Origin of the sequence: Pseudoalteromonas sp. S3178 (assembly GCF_005886985.1) — a bacterium.
In the GTDB taxonomy this organism is placed as follows: domain Bacteria; phylum Pseudomonadota; class Gammaproteobacteria; order Enterobacterales; family Alteromonadaceae; genus Pseudoalteromonas; species Pseudoalteromonas carrageenovora.
Genome location: NZ_PNCW01000025.1, coordinates 129,637 through 143,102, shown reverse-complemented (window position 1 = coordinate 143,102; position 13,466 = coordinate 129,637). Strand labels below are relative to the sequence as shown.

The 13,466-nt window shown below is 39.8% G+C and carries 12 protein-coding genes; 10 read left to right on the top strand and 2 right to left on the bottom strand.

Annotated elements, in window-relative coordinates:
* Positions 1-28: 28 nt before the first annotated feature.
* Positions 29-1,384, bottom strand: coding sequence for an outer membrane channel protein TolC (gene tolC / locus CWC11_RS07545; protein WP_138682192.1), 1,356 nt, complete (start codon positions 1,382-1,384; stop codon positions 29-31).
* Positions 1,385-1,535: 151 nt separating this feature from the next.
* Here tolC and CWC11_RS07540 point away from each other — a divergent pair, with 151 nt between their 5' ends.
* The 10 genes from CWC11_RS07540 (at position 1,536) to CWC11_RS07495 (ending at position 12,377) form a co-directional block, all read left to right on the top strand.
* Positions 1,536-2,162, top strand: a complete 627-nt coding sequence (locus CWC11_RS07540; protein ID WP_138682191.1) for an NUDIX domain-containing protein — start codon at positions 1,536-1,538, stop codon at positions 2,160-2,162.
* 45 nt (positions 2,163-2,207) lie between these two features.
* Positions 2,208-2,666 (top strand): DUF1249 domain-containing protein, encoded by a 459-nt coding sequence (locus tag CWC11_RS07535; protein WP_138682190.1) that lies wholly within the window; start codon positions 2,208-2,210, stop codon positions 2,664-2,666.
* Positions 2,653-3,438, top strand: coding sequence for a metallophosphoesterase (locus CWC11_RS07530; RefSeq protein ID WP_138682189.1), 786 nt, complete (start codon positions 2,653-2,655; stop codon positions 3,436-3,438). Before CWC11_RS07535 ends, CWC11_RS07530 begins: the two co-directional genes overlap by 14 nt.
* Complete coding sequence (locus CWC11_RS07525) at positions 3,423-3,983, top strand: YqiA/YcfP family alpha/beta fold hydrolase (protein ID WP_104643307.1); 561 nt, start codon at positions 3,423-3,425, stop codon at positions 3,981-3,983. Before CWC11_RS07530 ends, CWC11_RS07525 begins: the two co-directional genes overlap by 16 nt.
* Before the next feature lie 77 nt (positions 3,984-4,060).
* Positions 4,061-5,950: a DNA topoisomerase IV subunit B gene (gene parE, locus CWC11_RS07520; RefSeq protein ID WP_138682188.1), complete on the top strand. Its 1,890-nt coding sequence runs from the start codon at positions 4,061-4,063 to the stop codon at positions 5,948-5,950.
* 29 nt (positions 5,951-5,979) lie between these two features.
* Complete coding sequence (locus CWC11_RS07515; protein WP_138682187.1) at positions 5,980-7,074, top strand: PQQ-dependent sugar dehydrogenase; 1,095 nt, start codon at positions 5,980-5,982, stop codon at positions 7,072-7,074.
* Positions 7,075-7,084: 10 nt separating this feature from the next.
* Entirely contained in the window at positions 7,085-9,376 is a 2,292-nt protein-coding gene (gene parC / locus CWC11_RS07510; protein WP_138682186.1) for a DNA topoisomerase IV subunit A, read from the top strand.
* Between the two features lie 167 nt (positions 9,377-9,543).
* Positions 9,544-10,257, top strand: coding sequence for a 1-acylglycerol-3-phosphate O-acyltransferase (locus CWC11_RS07505; RefSeq protein WP_138682185.1), 714 nt, complete (start codon positions 9,544-9,546; stop codon positions 10,255-10,257).
* Positions 10,257-10,592 carry a ribonuclease E inhibitor RraB gene (gene rraB / locus CWC11_RS07500; RefSeq protein WP_006793171.1) on the top strand — a complete coding sequence of 112 codons (336 nt, stop codon included), beginning with the start codon at positions 10,257-10,259 and terminating at the stop codon, positions 10,590-10,592. Before CWC11_RS07505 ends, rraB begins: the two co-directional genes overlap by 1 nt.
* Positions 10,593-11,204: 612 nt before the next feature.
* The gene (locus CWC11_RS07495; protein WP_138682184.1) at positions 11,205-12,377 is read left to right on the top strand and encodes a polysaccharide lyase family 7 protein; all 1,173 of its coding nucleotides are present in this window, start codon (positions 11,205-11,207) and stop codon (positions 12,375-12,377) included.
* Between the two features lie 57 nt (positions 12,378-12,434).
* Here CWC11_RS07495 and CWC11_RS07490 read toward each other — a convergent pair whose 3' ends face one another.
* The gene (locus CWC11_RS07490) at positions 12,435-13,406 is read right to left on the bottom strand and encodes a zinc transporter ZntB (RefSeq protein WP_138682183.1); all 972 of its coding nucleotides are present in this window, start codon (positions 13,404-13,406) and stop codon (positions 12,435-12,437) included.
* Between the last annotated feature and the right edge of the window lie 60 nt (positions 13,407-13,466).

Here is a 13,466-nt window from a genome sequence, read left to right as displayed (position 1 = left end):
AACGAATTAAGTAAGATTAAGTACTAAATTAAACCGATTTTAAACCTTGGTTTATAGCGACTAAATCTTCACTTGTAAGCGTACCTGCTGCTTGTTTTAAACGCAGAGTAGAAAGTACGTAGCGGTAACGTACATCAGCTAGGTTACGTTTAGCATTGTATAAGTTTTGTGTGCTAACAAGTACGTCAACAATAGTACGAGTACCTACTTCAAAACCAGCTTCAGTTGCTTTAAGTGCACTTTGTGCCGATACAACAGCTTGTTCAAGTGCTTTGTATGTCGCAATATCTGAAACAACTTGGTTGTAAGAAGTAATGACAGTACGTGTAACTGCACGGTAGTTTGTTTCGTAATCTTGGCTTGCACCTACATAAAAAGCACGGGCTTGCTTAGTTGCTGCAACCGTTGCTCCACCTGAATATAAAGGCACGCTAAAGTTAAGTGCTACAGAGCTTGAATCTGATCGAGGTTGCTCGTCAAAGTTAGCCCCATTTACTTCAGTATCAGTGAGTGAATCGCCGTAGCTTGCACTAAGCGTTAACTTTGGATAATGACCCGCTTTAGCAAGTACAATTTGATCCTTTGCAATATCAACAGTGACTTTAGCCACTTGTAAGTTAATATTATTTTCTTCAGCTATTTTTACAAAATCACTAGATTGTTTAACTGGCTTAGTCGTTGAAAACGTTTCAGTGTTTAAAAAATCTAATTTTGCATGGTACTTACCAGTGATTTCACGCAGCTCTTCACGTGCAGTCTCTACTGCATTACTTGCAATGATCTCTTGCGCTACTGAGTTATCAAACTGTGCTTGCGCTTCATGTACATCGGTAATTGCTGTTAAACCTACCGCGTAACGTTGCTTGGTCTGTTCAAGCTGACGTTCAATGGCGCGTTTTTCTGCTTGAACAAATTCAAGGTTATCAATTGCGCTTAATACGTTAAAATAGCCTTCAGCAACGCGTACAATTAAGTTTTGCTTAGCTGCATCGTACTGACCATTTGCTTGAAGTGCTTGTTTATCTGCAATGTCTAACGTGTTCCATGCACCTAAATCAAACAATGTTTGGCTTAAGCTAACGCCTCGGCTGAAATCATCTGTTTCAGACTCAACTTTAACTTGATTAGATAAGTCGCCAATACTTTGAAAAGACGTTGAGTCACTTTTTGTATAGCTCGCAGTTAAACCAATTTGAGGTAGCAGTGCACTCATTGCTAAGTCGCTTTGATAAGATTGCGCATCGGCTTGGGCTTTTGCTTTTAAAACGGTAGGATCGTTTGCTGTAGCAATCTCAAAAACTTGTAGTAAATCTTCCGCGTTGGCTGCTGTTGCGCCTAATGCGCATGATAAACTAACCAGCGCCGCAAGGATGTTCTTTTTCATGTTAGGTTCAGTCCTTAGACAATTTTTGTACTAAAAGCATGTTAACCTGTTTTACTTCATAACTAAAAAAAAAATTAGTAAAACAGTATGTTCAAGTGTAACAGAATATATTAACGCATTTTAACCGTTTAGATAAGCAGGAAGTAAAAGCATGACGAGTAAAAACTTGGTAAAATTCACTCATAAAGACGTTAGTGTTAAACCAGTTAAAAACCTTTATAAGGGTTTTTTTCAGGTCGATTTATACCAATTTGAGCATGCGCTGTTTGCAGGTGGAACATCTAACGTTATTAGCCGCGAAATATTAGAACGTGGCGATGCCATTGCAGTACTTCCGTACGATCCGGTATCTGATACTGTGCTTTTAATTGAGCAAATACGTATAGGTGCAATTAAGAGCAAACACTCACCGTGGCTGCTAGAATGTATTGCTGGCATGACCGATGGCAGCACGGATTATGAGTCGGTAGTAAAAAAAGAAGCATTTGAAGAAGCGGGGCTTGAGTTAAACGAACTTGAATTTATGTTGTCGTACTTATCAAGCCCAGGTGGTACTACAGAGCGCTTACATTTGTATTTAGCACGTGCTGATTTAAGCCAAGTAAAAACCGGTGTCTATGGCCTTGAAAGCGAAGGCGAAGATATCAAAACTCACGTTTTAAGTGTTGATGATGCGCTTACGCGCCTCAATAATGGTGAGATGGACAATGCTGCAACAGTTATATGTATGCAGTGGCTTGCGCTTAATCGCGATAAAATGGCCAAAAAGTGGGCATAACTTCAATTTAACCTGATAAAGGGTTAACAACATAATGGCGGTACTTTGACAGCACTATTAGCAACAAAGCGATATATTCAAAGCCTCCCAAAGTATTTAACACTTTGCGAGCATAACTACCTGCGACTATTAAAGTTGTTACCAAGCGAGCGGGATATTGGAAGCACCCGCGAAATTAAATTAGGTAACAGCGAGTTTGCTATTAAAGTAGACGATAGCGCAAAGTACACTATGGATATTTCAATCAAACAGCTAACAGGGATGGTTAAAGGCATTGCTCCACTTTATTTAACACTAAGGTTGTATCACGATGCCAAAGTGGCTGAAATTATTCATCACGATTACCATCAGCGTATAAAACCTTCTTACGGTTACCCTAACCCTAAAATGCATCAAAAAGATGAAAAATATCAGCTTAATGCTTTTTTATATGACTGGTTAGTAGCCTGTGTTGAACGCGGGCAAGCAACGTTAAACTGGGATGTAAATAATGGCTTGGTTTGATGAGGCATATAGTTTTGATAAATCATCTTTAAATATAGCTCATATTACCGACAGTCACCTATTTGCAGATAAAAGTGGTGAGTATTTTAATGTAAATACAGCCAAACACTTTGAAAAGTCACTAGCGCACATAGCAAAGCAAAAGCCCGACTGTGTTATTTTTGGGGGCGACTTAACACAAGATCATAGCTTTGAATCGTACTTATTATTTAGCAATCTTATAAATGAAAGCGCGCTTACTTGCCCGGTATTTTGGGTACCGGGTAATCATGACGAGTTGGCAATGCTAAATCGTATTAGTGGCTCTCAAATAAATGCAGCTAAACGCATTACAGCCAATGGGTTTGATTTATTACTTATAAACTCTAAAGGTCCAACGCCTGCTGGTTGGGTTACAAGTAATCATTTAGATGAAATAACACAGTGTTTAGTGAGCTCTAGTAAAAGCAATGTCATGTTTTGCCATCATAATCCGTTACCTATTAATGGCTACCTTGATAAACACATGTTAGAAAATGGCCCCCAGCTATTAAATATTTTAGTTAATAGTAATAACGTCGCAGCTCTTTTTCATGGACATGTACATAACGAGTATACGCAAAGTTTTAGGGAATTAGCGGTATATGCAACGCCAGCAAGCTCTGTGCAGTTTGTAAAAAACACAGCAAATTGGCAGCAAAAAAACACAGGGCCCGCATACAGAATGCTAAATATTAGCAGCGTTCAAGGTGAGTTAAATGTAAAAACGGACGTGGTATGGCTAAGCGAGTAATCTATATTCATGGTTTTAATAGCTCACAAAAATCATATAAAGCTGTGAGGTTTGGCGAGCTTATGGCAAACTATGACGTTGATTATTGTGTACCGTGCTTAAACCACGAGCCCTTACAAGCCATCATTGAGCTTGAGCAATTACTAACGCCTAATACCGTTTTATTAGGTAGCTCGTTAGGTGGTTTTTTTGCCACGTATTTATCGCAGCGTTATCAAATTCCTGCAGTGGTTATTAATCCCGCGGTCGCACCCTATAATTTATTACAGTCGTTACTTGGGCCTAACTATAATCCATATCAAGATTATCATTATGAGCTAAATAACAGCCATATAGAGGCGCTAAAACTACTGACTGTAGATAAGCTGACGCACCCTGAACTACTGTATTTGTTACAGCAAACAGGCGATGAAGTGTTGAACTATCAACATGCAGTAAAATATTATTCGCAATGCAAGCAATGGATAGAATTTGGTGGCGATCATAGCTACGTTGAGTTTGAACGCACCTTTGCAAGTATTGTAGATTTTCTTAAAATCACGTAAAACTAGTTAACTTAGCGCATATAAAAATAAAACTAGTAAAACAAATTAAAGCCTTAGCGGATATAAAGATAAAAACTATGAGCGAGCAAAACTATAACGCCGAAGCCATTGAGGTCCTCAATGGATTAGACCCGGTAAAAAGACGCCCAGGGATGTACACCGACACCGTACGCCCAAATCATTTAGGCCAAGAGGTCATCGATAATAGTGTCGATGAAGCCATGGCTGGCCATGCCACTAAAATTGACGTGATTTTACACGAAGATAACTCACTTGAAGTAAGTGATGATGGCCGTGGTATGCCTATTGATATTCATCCAGAAGAAGGTATTCCTGGGGTTGAGCTTATTTTTACTAAACTGCACGCTGGTGGTAAGTTTTCAAATAAAAACTATCAATTTTCAGGTGGTTTACACGGGGTAGGTATTTCAGTTGTAAATGCGCTTTCTACCCGTGTTGAAGTCATTGTAAGGCGCGAAGCCCAGCAATATAAAATGGCGTTTGAAAATGGCGACAAAGTAGAAAACCTCAACGTAATTGGTACTGTTGGTAAACGTAATACTGGTACTACCGTTCGGTTTTGGCCCGATGCCAGCTATTTTGACTCAGCAAACTTTTCTATTTCAAAGCTTAATCACTTATTAAAAGCCAAAGCAGTTTTGTGCCCAGGCCTGCGTATTAAGTTTACAAACAAACAAACCAAAGAAAGCCAAGAGTGGTACTACGAAACCGGTTTAAAAGATTATTTAATAGAAGCTGTTAAAGGCTACGAAATATTACCACAAGACCCATTTGTCGGTGAGTTTTCAAGCTCTATTGAAGGTGCTGATTGGGCGGTTGTTTGGCTTCCTGAAGGTGGCGAGTCTATAGCCGAGAGTTACGTAAACTTAATTCCTACCGCGCAAGGCGGTACACATGTTAATGGTTTACGCCAAGGCTTGCTGGAAGCCATGCGTGAGTTTTGTGAATTTAGAAACTTATTACCGCGAGGCGTAAAACTTACCCCAGATGATATTTGGGAGCGCTGTAGTTATGTTTTATCGGTAAAAATGCAAGACCCACAATTTGCAGGCCAAACTAAAGAAAAGCTTTCATCGCGCTCATGTGCAGCGTTTGTGTCGGGTGTCGTAAAAGATTCGTTTAGCTTGTGGTTAAACGAGCATACTGACACGGCAGAGCTATTATCTGAATTATGTATTTCTAATGCACAGCGCAGATTACGTGCAGCTAAGAAAGTTGTTCGTAAGCGTGTTACTGCAGGCCCCGCTTTACCTGGTAAATTAACCGATTGTAGCGCTGCAGATAACGACAGAACAGAGCTGTTTTTAGTAGAGGGTGACTCTGCTGGTGGTTCTGCAAAGCAAGCTCGCGATCGTGAGTTTCAGGCCATTATGCCGCTGCGTGGTAAAATTTTAAATACGTGGGAAGTTGAGTCAGGGCAAATTCTTGCGTCTCAAGAAGTACACGATATTTCAGTGGCACTGGGTATAGACCCAGATTCAAGCGACTTATCAGGGCTTCGCTACAACAAAATTTGTATACTAGCCGATGCTGACTCGGATGGATTACACATTGCGACATTGTTATGCGCTTTATTTGTTCGCCATTTTCCACAGCTGGTTAAAACAGGGCATGTGTATGTTGCTATGCCGCCACTATTTAGAATCGATATTGGCAAAGAAGTATATTACGCCCTCGATGAAGATGAAAAAACCGGTATTTTGGCACGCATAGAAGCCGAGAAAAAACGCGGAAAAGTAAACGTACAGCGATTTAAAGGATTGGGTGAAATGAACCCACTGCAACTTCGTGAAACGACGATGGATCCAAATACACGCCGTTTAGTACAGCTAACTTTAGATGAAGAAGAGCAAACCATGGAAATGATGGATATGCTACTTGCTAAAAAACGATCGCCAGATCGTCGTCAATGGTTAGAAGATCATGGTAACAAAGCACAGGTATAAAGTGCTTTGTATAACACTAGGAGAAGCAAATGAATAAATTACTAGGAAGTTTGCTGTTATTGGGGATAACAAGCGCCCCAGCAATGGCGAAAAACATACTTGATAAACTCACCGTTGCACCAGGGTTTGAAGTAAGCTTATTTGCTGATGATGTTGAAAATGCTCGCCAAATTGCAGTGTCAAAAAAAGGTATTGTGTACGCAGGCTCGCGTAAAGCAGGTAATGTATATGCGCTTATCGATCATAATAGTGATGGCGTAGCGGACAAAAAAATTGTGATTGCTGAAGGTTTAAATATGCCCTCGGGCCTGGCAATTAAAGATGGCGATTTATACGTTGGTGAAGTGCATCGTATTATTCGTTTTAAAAATATCGACACGGAGCTAAAAGATCCAAAGTTTGATGTAATTTATAACGCATTACCATCAGATCGCCACCACGGCTGGAAGTTTCTACGTTTTACACCAACAGGCGAATTACTTATTCCTGTAGGTGTGCCGTGTAATATTTGCGCCGAAGACGAGCGCTACGGTCGTATTTTTTCACTTAATGTAGAAACTAAGCAAATTAAAACCATTGCGCAAGGTGTGCGTAACTCAGTCGGTTTTGATTTTCACCCAAGCACACAGGCTTTGTGGTTTAGTGATAATGGTCGCGACATGATGGGCGATGATATCCCACCAGATGAAATAAACCGTGTAAGTAAAGAAGGTGAGCACTTTGGTTTTCCTTATGTTCACGCCGGCGCAATTATTGACCCTGAGTTTGGTAAAGGTAAAAACATTGCCGATTATACCTCTCCGGCACTTGCGCTTGCTGCACATGTTGCACCTTTAGGCATTCATTTTTATAACGGTAAACAATTTCCAGCAAATTATAAGCAGCAGTTATTTGTTGCAGAGCATGGTTCGTGGAACCGTTCTAAAAAATCAGGTTATAAAGTAGCGTTAGCTACCATTGAGCAAGGTCGAGTCACAAAATATACGCCGTTTATTACAGGCTTTATGAAAGACGAAGCCACATTTGGACGCCCTGTTGCATTTGCAGAATTAGGTGACGGCAGTCTGTTGGTAAGCGATGATTACGCCAATGTGATCTACCGTGTAAGCTATAAGAAAAACTAGGTAAGCTTTAATGAGTGATACAGATACCTTGCTAATGCAAGGAATTGAGCAACAAACAATGGGGCGCTTTACTGAAGACGCCTATTTAAACTACTCCATGTACGTAATTATGGACCGAGCATTGCCACATGTTGGTGATGGTTTAAAACCGGTTCAGCGTCGTATTATTTATGCTATGAGCGAGCTGGGGTTATCGGCTGCTGCTAAATATAAAAAATCGGCTCGTACCGTCGGTGACGTACTAGGTAAATACCATCCGCACGGCGATAGTGCGTGTTACGAAGCGATGGTACTCATGGCGCAGCCGTTTTCCTATCGTTATCCGCTGGTTGACGGTCAAGGTAACTGGGGGGCGGCAGATGATCCTAAATCGTTTGCGGCAATGCGTTATACCGAAGCTCGTTTATCTAAGTTTTCTGAAGTATTACTAAAAGAGCTTGGGCAAGGCACAGTTGATTGGACGCCAAACTTTGATGGCACCATGAACGAGCCTTTAGTATTGCCATCGCGTTTACCGCATATTTTACTAAACGGCGTAACGGGTATTGCCGTTGGTATGGCAACTGATATTCCGCCACATAACGTGCGCGAATTAGCCAGTGCGTGTTGCTTATTACTTGATAAGCCAAAAACTGAACTTGAGGAAATTCTTGAGTTAGTACATGCGCCAGATTACCCAACTGATGCTGAAATAATTACCCCAAAAGCCGATATTCATAAAATATATAAAACGGGGCGAGGCTCTATCAAAATGCGCGCGGTTTATACCGAAGAGCATGGCGACATTGTAATTACAGCACTTCCGCATCAATGCTCTGGTGGTAAAGTACTTGAGCAAATAGCAGCGCAAATGAACGCTAAAAAGCTGCCTATGATTGCCGATTTACGTGATGAGTCTGATCATGAAAACCCAACGCGTATTGTAATTATTCCGCGTTCTAACCGCATTAAAGCTGAGCCATTGATGGCGCACTTGTTTGCTACTACCGATCTTGAAAAAAATTACCGCGTAAATTTAAACATGCTAGGCCTAGATGGTCGCCCGCAAGTAAAAGACTTACGCAGCATTTTATCTGAGTGGCTTACGTTTAGACGTGAAACAGTTCGCAGGCGTTTACAGTATCGTTTAGATAAAGTATTGGCTCGATTACATATTTTAGAAGGTTTACTCGCCGCATTTTTAAATATTGATGAAGTAATCGAAATCATCCGCACCGAAGACAAACCAAAGCCTGTGCTTATGGAGCGCTTTGATTTAACTGATATTCAAGCAGAAGCAATTTTAGAATTAAAACTTCGTCACTTAGCAAAACTAGAAGAGTTTAAAATTCGTGGTGAGCAAGACGAGTTAGCTAAAGAACGTGACAAACTAGAGCTAACACTGGGTTCAGACCGTCGTATGTCAACGCTTCTTAAAAAAGAGATTCAAGAAGCTGCCGAAATGTATGGTGACGATCGCCGATCGCCGGTTATTGAGCGCTCAGAAGCTAAAGCGCTTAACGAAAAAGATTTAATCCCATCAGAGTCAGTGACGGTTGTGCTCTCTGATAAAGGGTGGGCGCGCGTTGGTAAAGGTCATGACCTAGATGTAGAAGGGCTCAATTATCGCTCAGGTGATAATTACAGAGCCTCGGCTCGGGGTAAGAGTAATCAACCCGCTGTATTTTTAGATTCAGCAGGGCGTGCCTTTGCAACGGATGCACATAGTCTGCCTTCAGCCCGAAGCCAAGGCGAACCCATGACAGGGCGATTTAACCTAACCACAGGAGCTAATTTTGAGCACGTGGTAATGGCTGATGACAACCAAGTATTACTCATGGCATCGGATGCGGGTTATGGCTTTATAACCGACTTTAAAGATTTAGTGAGTAAAAACAAAAACGGTAAAGCGCTGGTCAGTGTTCCTAAAGGTGGCATATTGCTTTCGCCAATTAGGGTTAACGATGTAGCTAGCGATTATTGTATGGCTATTTCTAACGAAGGACGCATGCTTTTATTCCCACTACGTGATTTACCAAAACTTGGTAAGGGTAAAGGGAATAAGATTATTTCTATACCTGGAGCAAAGGTACAAGCACGAGAAGAGTTTGTAAAAGTACTGGCTGTTGTGCCACAAGGGAGCAGTGTAACGCTTCACGCTGGTAAGCGTAAGCTAACACTTAAGCCAACTGATTTAGAGCATTATCATGGAGAGCGAGGCCGTAGAGGTAATAAACTTCCGCGTGGTTTGCAACGAGTTGATGAAGCCGTTGTTGAGTTTACTCCTGCTGATGAGGCTGATGAGACAGTCGTTGAAGAGTAACAAACATTAATCTACCAAACGGTCTGCATTTGCAGGCCGTTTTTGTTTGTGCACGTAATTTCAGCGCACAAGTGTACGCTATGTCTCGTGTGTGTAACAAAATAGCGTTATAATACTAAAATGTGCGCAGCATTTGGCGCACTGCACACACATTTTGGAGAGATAGTTTGTTAGCTGTTATACGTATTTTTATTATGCTGCTGTTTATATTATTAAGCTGTGTTTTTGGTTTATTACTTTCGATTGTAAGACCATTTCACGCTAATAATGTACATGTTATAGCGACTTGGTTTGGCTCAATGGCAAAAATGTTGGGTGTAAAACTTGTGCTTACACGCCATCCCGAGGCGGTAAAAGCAGGCCCCGCTGTATACTTAGCAAATCATCAAAACAACTATGACTTATTTACGATTCCTGCCATGGTGCCAAAAAATTGCGTCAGCCTAGGTAAAAAAAGCTTAAAGTGGATCCCATTTTTTGGTCAGCTTTATTGGTTGTCGGGTAATATTTTAATTGATAGATCGAATCGCTCGAAAGCGGCAGGAACCATTTCTAAAGCAGCCGAAAAAATTAAAAGTAATGGTCTATCTGTATGGATGTTTCCTGAAGGCACGAGAAGCTACGGAAGAGGGCTATTACCTTTCAAAACAGGTGCATTTCACACCGCAATGAGCGCAGATGTGCCCGTTATTCCGGTATGTATGAATACAACGCATAAATCCATAAAGCTAAATCGATGGGATAATGGTACAATTTACATTGAAATGTTAGCGCCCGTATCGCTTGATAAAAATATTAGCGCGCGTGAGCACGCTAAAAGCGTGCATAGCATTATGGCTGCTAAAATAACTGAATTAGATGCTCAAGTGAGAGATAAATAATGGAAAACTGGCGCGAAATAAGTGAAGACATCGTAAGTTCACTACTTGAAGATGGATCAGATCCTGAAATACTTTATGAAGTAGAGCACCATTTTGTGTGTGAAGACTTCCCTAAGCTAGAGCAAGCGGCATTGGCTGCTTTTAAACTAGGCTACGATGTTGAAGAGCCAGCAGAGCTTGAGCTTGAAGACGGCAGCAAAATATGGAGCTTCGACATAGTAGTAGAAGCTGAGCTAGACGTAGACGTAATTATGGAAGACGTTGATAAACTAGCAGCACTTGCTGTTGAGTGCGACGTTGAATACGACGGTTGGGGCACTTACTTTCAAGAGTAATTAATCACCCAGCATTAGAAAAATAGTAAAGGCGAGCATTTAACAATGCTCGCCTTTTTTAGTTTTATCCCCCTGTTTAGGCTCAAATATACTCATTAGCCTCTATTTATAAAATAAAGTATATATTACCAATTCTCATCTGTGTTGTTACCAATTTAAATTTAAGCTCTAATTTGTCTCAAGTTTTATTTTTAATTCATACTAAATTAATATTGTTCATAATTATTGGTAAGCGACGTAAATTATTTTTTAGTACTAATGTCTGAAATTTAAATTTATTTTTAAAAATTAAATTTTTACTTCTTAAATCTTAATTTATTGATTAAATTAATATTTAAATTTATTTTTAAGTGATAATAAAGATGAAAGTAATACTTATTTGCTATTTTATACTGTATTGACATATTGGTAATAATAAATATAACCTTTATTTCGCCTTCGGGTACATGCACTGGTAATGTTAATTGGTAATGTTTTAAGTGCTATTTAAATTACCAATGCTATTCATACACAATTAAAAACCTGTTTAGCGGTAAGATCTAAGTGTTAGTGAATCTCACTGACCTAAGTAGTTAGGTTGTTTTTATGTTCAGGTTTAAAGGAATAAAGATAATGATTAACCACAAAAAATTGTTTATTTGCACTGCAATTACTGCAACCTCAGCGTTATCTCACGCTGCAACTATTAATAACCCCGGCTTTGAAAGTGGTTTTAATAGTTGGAACGAAACTGAGCCAGCGGCTATTTCATCTGATGCCTATAGCGGATCAAATTCGTTAAAAATTCAGGGAAGCCCAGCACGTGTTTATCAATTAGTAAATATTCAGCCAAACACTGAATATACATTAAGTGCTTATGTACTTGGTAAAGGGCAAATTGGAGTTAACGACTTAAACGGTTTATTTAAAAATAAAACCTTTGATGTATCGTCTTGGACTAAAGTAACTAAAACATTTACCTCAGCGAATACAAATTCACTGCAAGTATTTGCTAAGCATTACAATAGCTCAAGTGATGTTCGCTTTGATAATTTTACATTGGTTGAGGGCAGTAGTAATGGCGGTGGCACTGATGATGGAGCAGGCTCAGGAGACGGTACAACGATTCCAAGTAGCATCACAAGTGGTAGTGTTTTTGATTTAGAAGGGGATAACCCTAATCCATTAGTGAACGATAGTACGTTGGTATTTGTACCTTTAGAAGCGCAGCATATTACACCTAACGGGAATGGTTGGCGTCATGAATACAAAGTAAAAGAAAGCTTGCGCGTTGCCATGACACAGTCTTACGAAGTATTTGAAGCAACTGTAAAAGTTGAAATGTCTGATGGCGGTAAAACAATTATTTCACAGCACCACGCCAGCGATACCGGAACTATTTCTAAAGTGTATGTTTCTGACACTGATGAATCAGGTTTTAACGACAGCGTAGCGGGTAATGGTATTTTTGATGTGTATGTTCGTTTACGTAATACCAGCGGTAATGAAGAAAAATATGCGCTAGGTACTATTACAAGCGGTGAGTCATTCAATCTACGAGTGGTAAACAATTACGGCGATGTCGATGTAAGTGCGCTAGGTAATTCGTTTGGAATTCCTGTAGAGGATGATTCTGAATCTTACTTTAAGTTTGGTAACTACTTACAATCTCAAGATCCAAATACTTTAGATAAATGCGGTGAAGCAGGTAACTCTAATTCATTCAAAAATTGCTTTGAAGATTTAGGGATTACTCAATCAAAAGTAACAATGACTAATGTCACTTATACCCGTCAAACAAACTAAGTAGCCACTTAATTATGGCCACTCAATTGAGTGGCCATATTAAATATGCGTTTTAATTTACAGCCATTTTTTATTTTTAAAATACACGCCAATACCACCTGTAAGCACAATCAAAAATATAACAAATGCACTAAATGCATAGGGGTTTTCGGTACCAGGTATACCGCCTACGTTTACACCTAACAGGCCAGTTAAAAAGCCTAGTGGTAAAAATAATGCAGCCACAACCGACATTACATACATGCGCTGATTTAATTGTTCAGACACTTGGTTGGTAATGGTTTGTTGAATGATTTGTGCACGTTCTATTGAACTGTCTAGCTCTTCTAAATAGCGAATAAGTAAGTTAGTGGTTTCGTTTAGCTTTGCTTTATCGTCATCTAATAGCCACGGGTAGTGGTTATTTACCATTGAGCTAAGTGCTTCTTTTTGCGGTTTTAAGTAACGCTTTAGAGCAATAGTTTGACGGCGTAATTGCGATAAACCTTGGTTATCAAACTTTTTGCTTGGCTCGTCAATTTCTTCTTCAAACTCGTCTAGTGTTTCATCGAGTGAATCAATAACGCTTTGCATGCGCGATGTTAATTTTTGCGTTATAGAGCATACAAGTTCTGAAATATCACAAGGACCGCTATTTGCTTTTAATGAGGCAATAATATCTTGTACAGACAGCAAACGACGTTTGCGTGTTGTAATTAGGATATTTTCACTAATGAATAAGCGAATTGAAACCATGTCCTCAGGGCTTTGCGCAGGGTTTAAATTTACACCGCGTAAAAATAGCATATGGCCATTTGTTGTAGCAGTAATTCGTGGGCGAGTTTCATCTGCAATTAAAGAATCGAGTTCGTAATCGGTTAAATGAGATTGTGATTTTAGCCACTGTACAGCTTCGCTTTGGCTATAGTCCATATGAACCCAAAGTTTACCTTGGCCTGGTTGCCAGTTATTTAACTCACTCGTGCTTTCTATTGAGCGTGCGCCGCCTTGTTCATCAAGCACAAGGGCATGTAGTAAACCATTAATCATAATTAATTCTCAAAATAGTATATTTTTAATACTGTTAACTATAGTGTATCTACTTAGTCG